Consider the following 14944-nt stretch of genomic DNA (forward strand, 5'->3'; position numbering starts at 1 on the left):
CCCGCGGCCTCGGAACGCCGCGGCTGTCGCCGCGTGGCTGGCGGCGTAGGGATATCATGCTAACGGGAGCCATGTTCGATCCCGCCGCAGCCCTTGAAACGGTCCTCGAAGGCCTCGACCGCGAGGCCCGGGAGCCCACCAAGCTCCGGGCCGCACTCGTCCCGCATCTGCGCCGGGTGATCGAGGAGGGCCACCGCGCCGCCGAGGCCCAGCTTCTCGAGGATCGCAACGGCCTGCGCTGCGCCCAGGCGCTCTCGAATCTCACGGACGCCGTGGTCCGGGCCATCCACGACGCCGTGGTCTGGCGGCTCTACCCCAACGACAACCCCTCCACCGGCGAGCAGCTCGCCGTGGTCGCCACCGGCGGCTACGGACGGGGTACGATGGCGCCGGGCTCGGACATCGATCTGCTGTTCCTGCTGCCCTACAAGCAGACCGCGTGGTCGGAGAGCGTCGTCGAGGCGATGCTCTACGTCCTCTGGGACCTGAAGCTGAAGGTCGGCCACGCCACCCGGTCCGTAGAGGAATGCCTGCGCGAGGCGCGGGCCGACATGACGATCCGCACCGCCCTCCTGGAGGCCCGGTTCCTGTTCGGAACCCGGATCCTGTACGAGGAGCTGGTCACGCGCTTCGACGCCGAGCTGGTGGTCGGCTCCGCGGCCGAGTTCGTGGACGCCAAGCTGCGCGAGCGCGACCTGCGCGTCTCGAAGGCCGGCTCGTCGCGCTACCTCGTGGAGCCCAACGTCAAGGACGGCAAGGGCGGCCTGCGCGATCTCAACACGCTGTTCTGGATCGCCAAGTACACCTACCGGGTGCGCGACCAGATCGAGCTGATCAGCGCCGGCCTGTTCACCCCCGAGGAATACGCGCTGTTCGAGCGCTGCGAGGAGTTCCTGTGGCGGGTGCGCTGCCACATGCATTTCGTGACCAAGCGGTCGGAGGAGCGGCTGTCCTTCGGCCTGCAGCCGCGGATCGCCGAGCGCTTCGGCTACGAGGCCCGCGGCGGCCTGTCGGGCGTCGAGCGGTTCATGAAGGCCTATTTCCGCTTCGCCAAGGATGTCGGCGACCTCACCGCCATCGTCTGCGCGGAGCTGGAGGCGCGCCACGCCAAGCGCACGCCGGTGCTCGACCGCTGGATCGGCCGGTTCCGCGACCGCTTCCGGGCCACCGCCATGGAGGCGGAGGATTTCTGGATCGACCACGGCCGGGTGAACCTGCGCGCGGAGGACGCCTTCGAGCGCGACCCGGTGAACCTGATCCGCCTGTTCTGGCTCGCCGACCGGCACAACCTCGCGATCCACCCGGACGCCAAGCGGCTGGCGAGCCGCTCCCTGCGCCTCGTCAACCCGACGCTGCGGGTCGACGTCGAGGCGAACCGCCTCTTCCTCGACATCCTCACCTCCCGGAACGCCCCGGAGGAGGCCCTGCGCGAGATGAACGAGGCCGGGGTGCTCGGCCGGTTCATCCCGGATTTCGGCCGCATCGTCGCGATGATGCAGTTCAACATGTACCACCACTTCACGGTGGACGAGCACCTGCTGCGCACGGTCGGCGTGCTGGCCGACATCGAATCGGGCCGCAGCCAGGAGACCTACCCGCTGGTCTCCCGCCTCGTGCACACGATCCACAACCGCACGGCGCTCTACGTGGCGATCCTGCTCCACGACATCGCCAAGGGCCGGCCGGAGGATCACTCGATCGCGGGCGCGGCCATCGCCGAGAAGCTCTGCCCGCGCTTCGGCCTGAACCAGGCCGAGACCGAGACCGTGCGCTGGCTGGTGGAGCACCACCTGCTCATGTCGATGACCGCGCAGAGCCGCGACCTCTCGGACGCCAAGACGATCGAGCGCTTCGCCGCCCGGGTGCAGACTCTGGAGCGGCTGAAGCTCCTGACCATCCTGACGGTGGCCGACATCACGGCGGTCGGCCCCGGGGTCTGGACCGCCTGGAAGGGCACCCTGATCCGGACGCTCTACGACGAGACCGAGGTGTTCCTCTCGGGCGGCCATTCCGAGATCGCCCGGACCGACAGGGTGCGCCTCGTCCAGATGGGCCTGCGCGAGCAGCTGCCCGGCTGGACCTCGGAGGAGTTCGACGCCTACGCGGCCCGGCACGGGCAGGCCTACTGGCTCAAGGTCGACGGCACGCGCCAGTTCAAGAACGCGATGTTCCTGCGCGCGGCCCTCGCCGACGGCCGCACCAGCGCGACCGACGTGGCCCTCGACCCCGTGCGCGGCGTCACCGAGATCACGATCTACTCGCCGGACCATCCGCGCCTGCTCGCCATCATCACCGGCGCCTGCGCGGCGGCGGGCAGCAACATCGTCGACGCGCAGATCTTCACCTCCACGGACGGCTTCGCCCTCGACACGATCTTCATCTCGCGGGCCTTCGAGCGGGACGAGGACGAGCTGCGCCGGACCCGGCGCATCACGGCATCGATCGAGCGTGCCCTGAAGGGCGAGATCCGCATCGCCGACCTCGTGGCCGACAAGCACCCGCCGTCGAGCGCCCGCGCCAAGACCTTCCCGGTGCCGCCGGACGTCACCCTCGACAACGCCCTGTCGAGCCGGGAAACCGTGGTGGAGGTCACGGGCCTCGACCGGCCGGGCCTGCTGTACGAGCTGACCACGGCGTTCGGCCGGCTGTCGCTGAACATCACCTCGGCACATGTGGCGACCTTCGGCGAGCGGGCCGTGGACGTCTTCTACGTCACCGACCTCACGGGCACGCGGGTGACGCAGCCCGACCGGCAGGCCGCGATCCGCAGCGCCGTGATGGACGTGTTCGCGGGGGATGTCGCCGCCCTGAAGGCCGAGGGGCTCGAGGCCCTGGTCGCGGCGCCGCCGCCGCGGGAGGCATGAGCACCGGGTTGATTTCGCCGGCCCCTCGCCAGATATCAGCGCCGGTTCCGATTGCCCGAGCCGCCCTCCGCCGGACGACTGAAAGACGATGACGAGCAACGACATGCCCCAGGACGACCAGCGTCAGACCACGGTCGAAGCCGGTGCCGGCGCGGCCCAGGACAATGCGGCCGCGGGTTCGCGCGCCGAGGGTTCGGTCGATCCCGTCGCGGAGGCCTTGGCCCTGCTCACCGCCGAGCGGGACGAATTGAAGGACCGGATGCTGCGCACGCTCGCCGAGATGGAGAACCTGCGCCGCCGGACCGAGCGCGAGGTGGCCGATGCCCGCGCCTACGCGGTGACGAACTTCGCCCGGGATGTCCTCAACGTCGCCGACAACATCCGGCGCGCCCTCGACAGCGTCCCGGCGGACGCGAAGGCCGGGACCGACGGCGCCCTGAAGGGCCTGATCGACGGGATCGAACTCACCGAGCGGGACCTCGGCAAGACCCTGGAGCGCCACGGGGTGAAGATCGTCGAGCCGCAGGGCCAGAAGTTCGACCCGAACCGCCACCAGGCCATGTTCGAGGTGCCGAACCCGGAGGTCCCGGCCGGCACCGTCGTGCAGGTGGTGCAGTCCGGCTACGTCATCGGCGACCGCGTGCTCCGGCCGGCCCTGGTCGGCGTGGCCAAGGGCGGGCCCAAGGCGGCGAACCCGGCCGACGCCGCCTGATCGGCGCGCGGCGCGGTCCTACTGACAGGGCAGCGCCGTCGCGAAGTCGGCGATGAACTGGGCCGTCTCGCGGGTCTGCGCCGGCGCCCGCCTGTCGCGGGCGACCGCGCCCGCTTCGGCCTCGAGGCGGCGGTTGCAGGCGCAATGGGTCAGGGTTCCCGACAGGGGATCGGCCGAGCAGGCATCGTGGTGCGCGCAGGCCCGGTCGAGGGCGTCGATGGGCTTGTAGCCGGGACCGCGGTTACCCGGTCCGCAGAAGTTGCCGTAGATCAGGACCGCGCCCCGGCCGGAGGGCCCGGGCGGGATGATCTCCTGGGCCCGCGCCGTTGCGGCGCAGGCCACCAGTCCGAGGACAAGAAGCGCCGCTGCGGCGGCGTGCGGGCGGTGCGTGTGTCTGGGCGTGGTCACGGCCGATCCTGTCGGAGATGCCCCCGTCACCGCACGGTGACGCCCGCGCGGCATCCGGCATCGACGATCCCGAACCGGTCATGGCCAAGCGCGACCGGCTGACGACGGCCCGAAGCCGAACGCCGTGCATAGCGACTCAGACCGGCCGATCCGTCAAGATCCGCCGCGATCAATATTGATTAGAAACCAGAGTTCATCCCCGCCCTGAGAAGGACGGACCGGGAATCCTGTTTGCCGGCATCATAATACGCCGGGGCACCGACGTTGTAGTGTGCCGTTCCGACGAAAGCTCGGCGACGATGGCGATACAGGGCCTCGACCCGGGCCGACAGCTTATCGTTGCAGGCATACGCGATGCCGCCGCCCGCGGCGCAACCGGTCCGAGGGACGAGGAGCGCGGTTGAACGCCTGCCGTCTTGGGGGTCTCGTCCGCGGGGCGGGGTCAGAGGGCCAGGAGGAGAAGGCCGACGACGGTCACCGCGAGGATCAGGCAGAGCGCGAGGTCGAGCACCGGGGCGCCGCCGCAATCGGGAGCCGGCGCCGGATCGGCGCGGCCGGGCTCGGACAGGGCGATCACGACCGCACCTCCCCGGTCCCGGTGGCGTTCGCGGTCCTGACGGCTCTCAAGGCCCGAACCGGCGTGCCGGCACCCTGGGGTGCCGCCGCCCCGTCTGAGGGGACGACGGGAGCGGCGGCCTGCGACGCCCTCGGTTCGCCGGCGCGGTGGACCATATCCGCGACAGCGATGCCGAAGGCGGGCAGCGCGAGGGCGGCCAGGACGCAGAGGATGCGTCCGAGCCGCGGCATGGGATCACCCTGCCGGATCCGGCGGGCGGCGGCGGGCGGGATCGTGAGGGGCGGCAACGCTTGCGGGACGAGAAGGCGCGTCTCGACCGTCATGATCCAGGCTCCGCGGTTCGTGTGGGAAATTTGACCACGCATTTCGTTTACGTGTGCAAAAATCCCACGTCAATTCGGAAATCGTGTGTCCATGTGCGACCGCGCACGCTGTGGGATTGTCTCCCACGCCACATGCGATAACGATGCGGCCATGTCCGAGACTGCCGATACACCGCGAGACGGCGCGAGCCTGCACGCGCCGCTGGCGCGGCTCCTGCGCCCGCTGGTGCGCCTGTTGGTGGCCCGCGGGATCACCTTCCCGGCCCTCACAGACCTGCTGCGCGAGCTCTACGTGAACGTGGCCGAGTACGATTTCGCGCTGTCCGGCAAGGAGCAGACCGACAGCCGCGTCTCCCTGCTCACCGGCATCCACCGCAAGGAGGTCCGGCGCCTGCGCGGGGCCGGTGCGCCGGTGAGCGCGGTGCCCGCCGTGGTCTCGCGCACGAGCCGGATCATCGCCCGCTGGATCGCCGATCCGGCCTTCACCGATGCGCAGGGCCATCCCCTGCCGCTGCCGCGGACCGCCGAGGGCGACGCCGCCTCCTTCGAGAGCCTCGTCGCCGGCGTCACCCGCGACCTGCGGCCCCGGGCGGTCCTGGACGAGTGGCTCGACCGGGGCCTGGCCTTCACGGACGCGCAGGACCGGATCGTGCTGGCGGAGGCCGCCTACGTGCCCAAGGGTGACGGCGCCGAGGGGCCGCAGCTCTACTATTTCGGCCGCAACCTGCACGACCACATCGCGGCCGCCGTGGCCAACATCGTCGGCGACACGCCGCGGTTCCTGGAACGGGCCGTCCACTACGACGGGCTCTCGAAGGACCTCGCGGTGAAGCTCGAGGCGCGGGCGCGCGAGATCGCCATGGCGGCGCTGCAGCAGGCCAACCGCGAGGCGCACGCCGCCTGCCAGACCGATCCGGGCGGCGATCACCGCTGGAATTTCGGTCTCTACGTCTACGCGGAAGCCGCCCCGCCCGCGCGCCCCACGGACGAGCGCTGAGAGGCCGGCCGGTGCGATCCCCGCCAAACCGCCGGTTCGTCCTGCGCCTCCTCGCGGGGGCAGCGATGCTGCGGCCGGGTTCCCTCCGCCCGCAGGAGGCGCCGCGCGATCAGGGCATCGGCGGCACCGGCATGATGCGGACCGATGCGCCGCGCAACGATCCCCTCGGCGAGGGCGACCGCGGCATCGGCGGCACCGGCGTGATCGGCACGATCCGCCGGTTCGGCTCGATCATCGTCAACGACCTGCGCATCGCCTATCCGCCGGAGGTGGCGGTGCGCATCGACGGCGCGGCCGCGCAGGCGACCGACCTGAAGATCGGGCACGTCGTCCACGTGATCGCCCGGCCGGAGGGCGGCGGCCTCGCCACGAGCCGGATCGACGTGACCAGCGAGGTGGTCGGGCCGGTGGATTCGGTCGCGCCGGGCCGGATGATCGTGCTCGGGCAGCGGGTCTCGACCGCGGGCCTGTCCGGCGATTGGACGCCGGGGACGCGGGTCGCCGTCAGCGGCCTGCGCCGGCCGGACGGGGTGATCGTGGCGAGCCTCGTCGAGCCGCGCGCGGCCGGACCGGACCGCGTCGCCGGGCCCGTCCGGCGCGGGGAGAACGGCGCCCTCATGATCGGCGGCCTGCGCCTGACGGGGGCCGACGCCCTGCCGCCGGGCCGGCGCGCCCTGGTGACCGGGACGGGGGCCGACGGCACCCTCACCGCGACCAACGCCGCGGAACTCGGCCTGCCGTTCCCGCCGGGGCTGAAGCAGGTCTCCATCGAGGCCTATATCGGCCGCACGGGCACCGGCCTGGATATCGGCTCCGGCTACCGGGCCACGGGCCGGCCGGGCCCGAAGGTTCCGCGGCAGGGGAGCGTCCGGGCCGTGCTGACCGCCGCCATCGCGCCGGACGGCAACCTGACGGTGGACCGGCTGCGGATCGAGGAGCGCATCGCCCCCGAGCCGCCGCAGCCGGACGCCCCGCGCTTCGAGCGGGAACGCGACCGCCTGGACCTGCGCAACCTGCCCGACGAGCTGCCGGGACGCTTCGGCGCCGAGCCCGGCGGGCGGGCGGACGGCCTCGGCGGGATGGGCGAACCGCGCGGGCCCGGCATCGACACCCGCTCGGGATCCGGCCCGATCCCCGGCGCCGTGGGACAAGGCGGGTTCGGAGCCCCGCGAAGCGGCTTCGGCGGAGCACCGCCCGGCACCTTCCCGGTCGGCCCCGGCGCTCCCCCGGCCGGCCCCGGCGGCTTCGGCGGGCCACCCGGTGGGCCGGGGGGCGGCGGTCCGGGCGGGTTCGGCGGGTTCGGCGGCGGACCCGCAGGGCCGCCGGGGGGCCGGCGCTAGAGGCGCATGCCGGGAGGCGGCCACCGGCGTTTGGGACGAGACGATGCGGGATCGGCGATCGCCCGCATCGCTCCGGTTCCCGGCCCGGGACGCGGCGCCGGGATCGGCACGCGATCGGCGTGGCCCGGCATAGGTCTGGTGTGGCGGGGGGCGGGCGTTCGGTGATCAGGGGCGGAGGGTCCGGGTCAGGGGCGGGAGCGGACGATGCATTGCGAGCGCGCTACCGCGTCCGCCAGAGCGCTCCGACGAGGCCGAGGTTGGCGAGGCTCAGGGCGAGCAGGAGCCCCCACAGGGCATCCGGGCCGGCCTGGGTCAGCACGAACGCGCCGGCCGGTGGGGCAAGCGCCTGCGCGACCAGCCCCGGCCGGGCCAGGCGGCCGACCATCAAGGGGTAGCGGACGGAGCCGAACAGGGCCAAGGGCACCGTGCCCCGCGCAATCGAATAGATCCCGTTGCCGCCGCCGTAGAGCACCAGCCAGATCCCAACGCCGGGGGGGCCGTAGGCGAGCAGCGTTAGGCCGAGGGCGACCAGCCCCAGGGCAGCGGTCAGGGTCCAGAGCGGATGATGCCGGCCCTGGAACGACATCTCCACGATCCGGGCGCCGACCTGCGCCGGGCCGATCAAGGCCCCGTAGGAGACGGCCGCGGCCAGGGCCACGCCCCGCGCCTGCAAGAGCGTCAAGAGATGGACCGACACCAGCGACAGGATCGCGCCGCCGAGGATCAGCACCCCGGCGAACAGCAGGAACGCCCGCCGCTCCTGAACCGACAGCGGACCGGTGTTCGCCTTGTGGTGCTCCGCCGCCGCCGGCAGCCCCGGGGGGTTCGGGATCAGCAGCAGCACCAGCGGCAGGGTTACCCCGAGGTGCAGGCCGGCATAGGCCAGGCAGGCGCCGCGCCAGCCGACATGGGCGACCAGGAACGCCGACAGCGGCCAGCACACGGTGCTCGCGAACCCGCCCCACAGGGTCAGGGTGGTGATCGCCGGCCGCGCCTCCGCGCCGTAGAGCCGGCCGAGGGTGGCGAACGCCGGGTCGTACAATCCGCACCCCATGCCGAGGCCGAGCAGCAGCCAGCCGGCGAGGTAGACCGGCAAGACCGGCGCGAGCGCCAGCGTGGTCAGTCCGGCCGCCAGCAGCAGCGCCGCCAGTGCCAGGACCGGGCGGCCGCCGTGGCGGTGGATCGCCGCCCCGACATGCGGCGAGGCGATGGCGGCGACCAGCAGACCGACGGACAGGCCGCCGACCACCCAGGACAACGGCCAGCCGGTGCTTTCGGCAACCGGACCGGCGAGCACCGCCGGCAGGTAGAACGAGGACCCCCAGGCGAGGATTTCGACCACGCCGAGGGCGGAGATCACCGGCCAGCGCCGGGCCTCGGACACGGACGGCTACCGGGCGCCGAGCAGCGGCAGCCATGCCGCCAGCGCCAGCAGCGTGACCAGCAGCACGGGCGGGGTGATGACCAGGCCGACCCTCATGTACTGGCCCCAGGTGATCCTCTGGCCCTTACCGGCGAGGACGTGCAGCCAGAGCAGCGTGGCGAGGCTGCCGATCGGCGTGAACTTCGGCCCGAGGTCGCAGCCGATCACGTTGGCATAGATCATCAGTTCGCGGATCAGCGGCGGCAGGTCCGGGGCCTGCTGGATCACGAGCGCCCCGGTCAGCACGCTCGGCATGTTGTTCATCACCGACGACAGGAGCGCGGCGGCAAAGCCGGTGCCGATGGTGGCGACCCACGGGCCATGCCCGGCCAGCCAGACCAGCCCCTTCGCCAGCTCGTCGGTCAGGCCGGCGTTTCGGAGGCCGTAGACCACGAGGTACATGCCGAGGCTGAACACGACGATCTGCCAGGGGGCGCCGGTCAGGACCTTGCGGATCGGGATGATTCCGCCCCGGTTGGCGAGCAGCAGGAGCACCGCCGCGCCGGCACAGGTGACGGCCGATACCGGCACGCCGAAGGGCGCGGTGACGAAGTAGGCGAGCAGGAGCACGCCGAGCAACGGGAACGCCGCCCGGAACACCAGCGGATCGCGGATCGCGCCAGCCGGACGCGCCAGCGCGTCCATCGGGTAGGCCGCCGGCACGTCGCGCCGGAAGTAGGTCCACAGAACCACAAGCGTCGCCGCCAAGGACACCAGGTTCACCGGCACCATCACGGCGGCGTACCGGCCGAAGGTCACGTCGAAGACGTTGGCGGAGACGATGTTGACCAGGTTGGAGATCACCAGCGGCAGCGAGGTGCTGTCCGCCACGAACCCGCAGGCGACGATGAACGCCAGCGCGGCCTCCGGCTTGAAGTCGAGCCGGAGCAGGATCGCCAGCACGATCGGGGTCAGCAGCAGGGCGGCGCCGTCATTGGCGAATATGGCCGCGATGGCCGCACCCAGGAGCACGACCAGCGGAAACAGCCGCCGGCCTTGCCCACCCCCCCAGCGGGCGATGTGCAGGGCCGCCCAGTGAAAGAACCCGGCCTCGTCGAGCAGCAGGGAAATGAGGATGAGCGCCACGAAGGTGAAGGTGGCGTCCCAGACGATATGCCAGACCACCGGGATGTCGCCCGGATGGATCACGCCCGTGGCGAGGGCGATGCCCGCGCCGGCCAGGGCGCTCCACCCGATCCCGAGGCCCGCGGGCTGCCAGATGACCAACACGAGGGTGGCAAGGAAAAGGGCGAGCGCGAGCATCCGGGCGTTTTCGTTTCATGGGTTGGTGCGGGGCTCAGGCGGTGGCGACGCGGCGGCCGTGCTCGTCCACGACCTGCTCGCCGTCTTCCTTGACGAACGCGCCCTGCTGCACCGGCAGGAGATCGAGCACGGCTTCCGACGGTCGGCACAGGCGGACCCCCTTGGGCGTGACGACCAGCGGGCGGTTGAGGAGGATCGGGTGCGCCTCGATGGCGTCCAGGAGCTGCGCATCCGTCAGCGCCGGATCGCCGAGGTTCAGCGCCGCGAACGGCGCGCCTTTCTCCCGCACGACGTCCCGCACCGACAGGCCGGCGCGGGCGAGGAGTTCCATCAGCAGCGCCCGAGCGGGCGGGGTTTTGAGGTACTCGATCACGTGCGGCTCGACGCCGGCATTGCGGATCATCGCCAGGGTGTTGCGGGACGTGCCGCAGTCCGGGTTGTGGTAGATCACGATGTCGAACGGCTCAGGCACGGGCGGTTTCTCCGGTGGCGGGGCAACAGGTCGCCAGCACGGCCATCGCCGGTGTGCAGACCTCCGGGTGGCCCTGGCAGCAGTCGCGCATCAGGAAGGCGATCAGGTCGGACAGAGCCGGGTAGGCGGCGCTGTAGATGATCGAGCGGCCCTCGCGCCGGGAGGCGACAAGGCCCGCGTGGCTCAGTTCCTTGAGGTGATGGGACACGGCGGCGGCGGAGATGCCCATTGCCTCGGCCAGCACGCCCGAGGCCAAGCCGTCCGGGCCGGCGGTGACGAGCGCCCGCACCAAGCGGAGACGGTGTTCCTGTGCGAGCGCCGCGAACGCAGCGAGGGCTTGCAGTTCGTCCATTTTCGTTACAATCTTCAAACTATCGTTTGAAGATACGAGAAAGCCGATCCTTGGACAAGCCCGCACAGCCCTTCACCGATGGCCTGCCGAACCTGAGCGCGGCGCACTTCGTGGTGCCGACCCGCGAGAGCGTGCAGGCCGCGGCGCCGTTCACGCACGCACCCCGGTTCCTGATCCTCTACGGCTCCCTGCGCGAGCGCTCGTTCAGCCGCTTCCTCGCCTACGAGGCCGCCCGGCTCCTGGAGGCGATGGGCGGCGCGGTGCGGATCTACGACGCCCACGGCCTGCCCCTGCCCGACGACACGACCGCCGATCACCCGAAGGTGCAGGAACTGCGCAACCTCTCGATCTGGTCCGAGGGCCAAGTGTGGGTTTCACCGGAGCGGCACGGCACCCTCACCGGCGTGATGAAAAGCCAGATCGATTGGCTGCCGCTCTCCGAGGGCAGCGTGCGGCCGACCCAAGGGCGCACCCTCGCCGTGATGCAGGTGTCCGGCGGCTCGCAGAGCTTCAACGCCGTGAACGCCCTGCGCATCCTCGGCCGCTGGATGCGGATGATCACCATCCCGAACCAGTCGTCGGTGCCGATGGCCTACGACGCCTTCGACGAAGCCGGCCGGATGAAGCCGGGGCCGCTCTACGAGCGCGTCGTGGACGTGTGCGAGGAACTGATGAAGTTCACGCTGCTGACCCGGGAGCGTGCCGACGACCTGGTTGACCGCTACAGCGAGCGGAAGGAGCGTGAGCCCGAGCGGTTGGCAGGCGTGGCGGCCGACCTGGGCTTTGCGAAGCGCTAGGTCGTCCGCTTCCAACCGCATTCGGACGTTCCCATCGAAAGGGCGGAGGATCCGCGTCACCCTCCAGATCCCCGCCGTCCCCACGCCGAGACCGGCGTCAGCCCCCGGCCTCCCGCGCAAGCAGGTCCCGCTTGCGCGCCACGCCCCAGCGATAGCCCGAGAGGGCCCCGTCCGAGCGCACCACCCGGTGGCAGGGGATCGCCACCGCGATCGGGTTCGCCCCGCAGGCGCCGGCGACCGCCCGGGTCGCGGCGGGCAGGCCGATGGCGCGGGCGATCTCCGCGTAGGTCGCGGTCGAGCCCACGGGGATCCGCCGCAGGGCCTCCCAGACCCGCTGCTGGAAGGCGGTGCCGCGGATATCGAGGGGCAGGTCGAGGCCGCGGCCCGGCGCCTCCACGAGGCCGATGACCCGGGCCATCCAGTCCTCGAAGGCCGGATCGCCGCCGACGATCTCCGCCCCCGGGAACCGATCCTGGAGATCATGCAGGAGTGGCTCGGGGGTGTCCCCGAGCAGGATCGCGCAGACGCCCGCATCGGTCGCCGCCACCAGGATCGCCCCCAGGGAGCAGGCACCGATACCGAACCGGATGCGCAGGCCGGCGGCGCCCTTCCGATAGGCCGCGGGCGGCATGCCCAGACGCGGCGCGCCCTCCGCGTAGAAGCGGCTCGCCGCGCCGTAGCCGGCTTCGTACAAAGCCTCCGTGACCGAGCCCGCCCGGGGCAGCCGGGCGGCCAGGCCGGCGGCGCGCCGGGCGGCGGCGTAGGCCTTCGGCGTCACGCCGGTGGCGGCTTTGAACACCCGGTGGAAGTGATACGGGCTCAGGCCCGCGGCCCGGGCGAGTTCGGCGAGCGACGGCATCGTCTCGGCCGATTCGATCAGCCGGCAGGCGCGGGCCACGGCCTCGGCCCGGCGGGCGGCGAGGCCCGGCTCGTCCGGGCGGCAGCGCCGGCACGGCCGGAAGCCCGCTTCCTCGGCCTCGGCGCAGGTCCGGTGGAACGAGACGTTCTCGGGCCGGGCCGCCCGGGCGGCGCAGCTCGGCCGGCAATACACCCCGGTGGTGCGGACCGCGTACACGAAGCTGCCATCCGCCCGGGCGTCGCGGGCGGCAAGGGCCGCCCAACGCTGGGCGTCGCCGGGGTCCGTCCGCGGGGCGACGCTCAGCGCGGGGTCACGATGCGGCCCGGCGGGCGCCGTGGGAAGGGGCATGAGAGGACCTGTCGATCGGGCGATAGCGCGCGTTCCACCCTGCCCGCCCGCCGCCGTTCCGGCATCCCGCTCCTTGCTGCCGAATTCGGCCGGACCGGCGGCCGCGATCGGGTCAGGCCTCGAGCTTGGCCACCAGCGCGTCCGACAGGGCGAAGTTCACGTAGACGTTCTGGACGTCGTCCTGATCCTCGATCACCTCCACGAGGCGGATCAGCTTCTCGCCGGTCTCGTCGTCGACGTCGATGGTGTTCTGCGCCTTCCAGATCAGGCCGGTCCGGCGCGGCTCGCCGAACCGGGCCTCGAGCGCCTTGGCGACCTCGCCGTAGGAATCCTGGGCGCAGACGACCTCGTGGCCGTCCTCGCCGGAGCTCACGTCGTCGGCCCCGGCCTCGATGGCGGCCTCCAGCATCGTGTCGGCATCGGCCACGCCGGCCGGGTAGGCGATGACGCCGACGCGGTCGAACATGAAGGCGACGGCGCCGGTCTCGGCCAGGCTCCCGCCGGACTTGGTGAAGGCCGAGCGCACGTCGGACGCGGTGCGGTTGCGGTTGTCGGTCTGCGCCTCGACGATGAGGGCGGCGCCGCCGGGCCCGTAGCCCTCGTAGCGGATGTCCTCGTAGTTCTCGCCGTCGGCCCCGGCGGCCTTCTTGATGGCGCGCTCGATATTGTCCTTGGGCATGTTCTCGGCGCGGGCCGCGATGATCGCCGCGCGCAGGCGCGGGTTCATGGCCGGGTCGGGCGTGCCGAGCTTGGCCGCCACGGTGATCTCGCGGGCGAGCTTGCCGAACACCTTCGAGCGGACCGCGTCCACCCGGCCCTTCCGGTGCATGATGTTCTTGAACTGCGAATGGCCTGCCATGGCGTGTGAGACTTTGTTCGTTGGCGCGGGCGGGCGTTCAGGACCCCGCCGTCGCGGCTGTGAGGTCGCCGCGTTATAGGCCGCCCCGTTTCGACGAAGCAACGCGGGCGGCCATCGGCGGAGCGCCTGCCCCGGCGCAAGGGCGTGGAGGCGGAAAGATTTCCGCGGACGGGCGTTGGCGCAGGCAATCCCCGACCTGGAATCCCGATGGCGCACCGGAACAGCACAAGACCGACCGTGATGGTGACGGGCGCGAGCGCCGGCGTCGGCCGGGCGGTGGCGCATGAATTCGCCCGGCACGGCTGGAATGTCGGGCTCATCGCCCGGGGCGAGGCCGGACTCCGGGGCACGATCCGGGACGTGGAGCGGGCCGGCGGCCAAGCGCTGGCCTTCGCGGCCGACGTGGCCGATGCCGACGCCGTCGCACAGGCCGCCGACGAATTGGCCGAGACGTTCGGGCGCATCGACGTCTGGGTCAACAACGCGATGGTGACGGTCTACGCACCGGTGCAGGAGACGAGCCCGGAGGAATTCCGCAGGGCCACGGAGGTCACCTATCTCGGGCAGGTGCACGGCACCCTGGCGGCGCTCCGGCACATGGTGCCGCGCGACCGGGGCACGATCGTGCATATCGGCTCGGCGCTCGCCTACCGCTCGATCCCGCTCCAGGCGAGCTACTGCGCCGCCAAGGCCGCCGTGCGCGGCTTCGTCGACGCGCTCCGCAGCGAGCTGCTTCACGACGGCAGCCGGGTGCGTCTGACGATGGTGCAGCTGCCGGCGGTGAACACGCCGCAATTCGACTGGGCGCGTTCCCGGCTCCCCCGCAAGCTCGAACCGGTGCCGCCGATCTACCAGCCCGAGGCGATCGCCCGCCACGTGTTCCGGGCGGCTCACGACGCGCCGCGGGAATTGTGGATCGGCGCCTCGGCCTGGAAGGCGATCGTCGGAAACATGCTGATCCCGGGCTGGATCGACGGATACCTCGCCCGGCACGGCTATCGTGGGGAGATGACCAGCGTGCAGGCCCAGAAGAACCGCCCCGACAATCTCTACGATCCGGTCGACACCGATCCCGGGGCGCATGGCCGCTTCGACGCGCGCTCGACCGCCCACGTCGCGGCGGCCGATCCGCGCTGGCTGAAGCTCGGGATCGCGGCGGCGCTGGGTGTCGTCGCCGGCACGATGCTGTTCGCCACCGAGGCGCAGGGGCGCAGCGAAGGACGCGCGATGCGTCGATCGGGCGGACGGTGATCAGCCCGCCCCGCGGGACTTCCGCGCGGCATCGGAAGTCCGATAGGCTTGCCGAAAGCGGCGTGTTTCACCCCTTACAGTCCGGCGCTTCCGGGAGGA

At 71.9% G+C, this 14944-nt stretch carries 15 protein-coding genes; 6 read left to right on the top strand and 9 right to left on the bottom strand.

Annotation, left to right across the window (positions count from 1 at the left end):
- The first annotated feature begins 71 nt into the window (after nt 1–71).
- Both AC3IF1_RS00555 and grpE read left to right on the top strand, forming a co-directional pair.
- Nucleotides 72–2864 carry a [protein-PII] uridylyltransferase gene (locus tag AC3IF1_RS00555; protein WP_489220294.1) on the top strand — a complete coding sequence of 931 codons (2793 nt, stop codon included), beginning with the start codon at nt 72–74 and terminating at the stop codon, nt 2862–2864.
- 88 nt (nt 2865–2952) lie between these two features.
- The gene (grpE, locus tag AC3IF1_RS00560; protein ID WP_243973384.1) at nt 2953–3576 is read left to right on the top strand and encodes a nucleotide exchange factor GrpE; all 624 of its coding nucleotides are present in this window, start codon (nt 2953–2955) and stop codon (nt 3574–3576) included.
- An 18-nt stretch (nt 3577–3594) separates the two neighbouring features.
- On the opposite strand, the gene AC3IF1_RS00565 is transcribed toward grpE, so the two are convergent.
- The 3 genes from AC3IF1_RS00565 to AC3IF1_RS00575 form a co-directional block, all read right to left on the bottom strand.
- Nucleotides 3595–3984 (bottom strand): phospholipase A2 family protein, encoded by a 390-nt coding sequence (locus tag AC3IF1_RS00565; RefSeq protein ID WP_489215031.1) that lies wholly within the window; start codon nt 3982–3984, stop codon nt 3595–3597.
- A gap of 442 nt (nt 3985–4426) precedes the next feature.
- Nucleotides 4427–4561 carry a hypothetical protein gene (locus AC3IF1_RS00570; protein WP_279598654.1) on the bottom strand — a complete coding sequence of 45 codons (135 nt, stop codon included), beginning with the start codon at nt 4559–4561 and terminating at the stop codon, nt 4427–4429.
- The gene (locus tag AC3IF1_RS00575; RefSeq protein ID WP_489215034.1) at nt 4558–4884 is read right to left on the bottom strand and encodes a hypothetical protein; all 327 of its coding nucleotides are present in this window, start codon (nt 4882–4884) and stop codon (nt 4558–4560) included. The genes AC3IF1_RS00570 and AC3IF1_RS00575 overlap by 4 nt, the downstream gene beginning before the upstream one ends.
- A gap of 151 nt (nt 4885–5035) precedes the next feature.
- Between AC3IF1_RS00575 and AC3IF1_RS00580 the strand changes: the two genes are divergently transcribed.
- A complete protein-coding gene (locus tag AC3IF1_RS00580) occupies nt 5036–5881 on the top strand; it encodes a DUF6502 family protein (protein ID WP_243973381.1) in 846 nt (281 codons plus the stop codon).
- Nucleotides 5882–5892: 11 nt separating this feature from the next.
- Nucleotides 5893–7221: a DUF5666 domain-containing protein gene (locus AC3IF1_RS00585; RefSeq protein WP_489215036.1), complete on the top strand. Its 1329-nt coding sequence runs from the start codon at nt 5893–5895 to the stop codon at nt 7219–7221.
- Between the two features lie 220 nt (nt 7222–7441).
- Here AC3IF1_RS00585 and AC3IF1_RS00590 read toward each other — a convergent pair whose 3' ends face one another.
- The 4 genes from AC3IF1_RS00590 to AC3IF1_RS00605 are packed head-to-tail and all read right to left on the bottom strand — an operon-like array spanning nt 7442 to nt 10731.
- A complete protein-coding gene (locus AC3IF1_RS00590; protein WP_489215038.1) occupies nt 7442–8605 on the bottom strand; it encodes an MFS transporter in 1164 nt (387 codons plus the stop codon).
- Between the two features lie 6 nt (nt 8606–8611).
- A complete protein-coding gene (locus tag AC3IF1_RS00595; RefSeq protein ID WP_489215040.1) occupies nt 8612–9907 on the bottom strand; it encodes an arsenic transporter in 1296 nt (431 codons plus the stop codon).
- Nucleotides 9908–9941: 34 nt separating this feature from the next.
- Nucleotides 9942–10379, bottom strand: coding sequence for an arsenate reductase (glutaredoxin) (gene arsC / locus AC3IF1_RS00600; protein ID WP_489215042.1), 438 nt, complete (start codon nt 10377–10379; stop codon nt 9942–9944).
- Nucleotides 10372–10731 (bottom strand): ArsR/SmtB family transcription factor, encoded by a 360-nt coding sequence (locus AC3IF1_RS00605; RefSeq protein ID WP_489215044.1) that lies wholly within the window; start codon nt 10729–10731, stop codon nt 10372–10374. Before AC3IF1_RS00605 ends, arsC begins: the two co-directional genes overlap by 8 nt.
- 50 nt (nt 10732–10781) lie before the next feature.
- On the opposite strand from AC3IF1_RS00605, the gene arsH reads away from it, so the two are divergent.
- On the top strand, nt 10782–11528 hold the full coding sequence (arsH, locus tag AC3IF1_RS00610) for an arsenical resistance protein ArsH (protein WP_489215046.1): 747 nt from the start codon (nt 10782–10784) through the stop codon (nt 11526–11528).
- Nucleotides 11529–11625: 97 nt separating this feature from the next.
- Here arsH and ada read toward each other — a convergent pair whose 3' ends face one another.
- Together ada and AC3IF1_RS00620 are read right to left on the bottom strand one after the other, a co-directional pair.
- Entirely contained in the window at nt 11626–12735 is a 1110-nt protein-coding gene (gene ada, locus AC3IF1_RS00615) for a bifunctional DNA-binding transcriptional regulator/O6-methylguanine-DNA methyltransferase Ada (protein WP_489215048.1), read from the bottom strand.
- A 112-nt stretch (nt 12736–12847) separates the two neighbouring features.
- Nucleotides 12848–13594: a YebC/PmpR family DNA-binding transcriptional regulator gene (locus tag AC3IF1_RS00620; protein WP_243964741.1), complete on the bottom strand. Its 747-nt coding sequence runs from the start codon at nt 13592–13594 to the stop codon at nt 12848–12850.
- Nucleotides 13595–13801: 207 nt separating this feature from the next.
- Here AC3IF1_RS00620 and AC3IF1_RS00625 point away from each other — a divergent pair, with 207 nt between their 5' ends.
- Nucleotides 13802–14845 (top strand): SDR family oxidoreductase, encoded by a 1044-nt coding sequence (locus AC3IF1_RS00625; RefSeq protein ID WP_489215051.1) that lies wholly within the window; start codon nt 13802–13804, stop codon nt 14843–14845.
- Nucleotides 14846–14944 lie beyond the last annotated feature (99 nt).

The sequence above is a fragment of the Methylobacterium sp. E-012 genome (genome assembly GCF_057836545.1).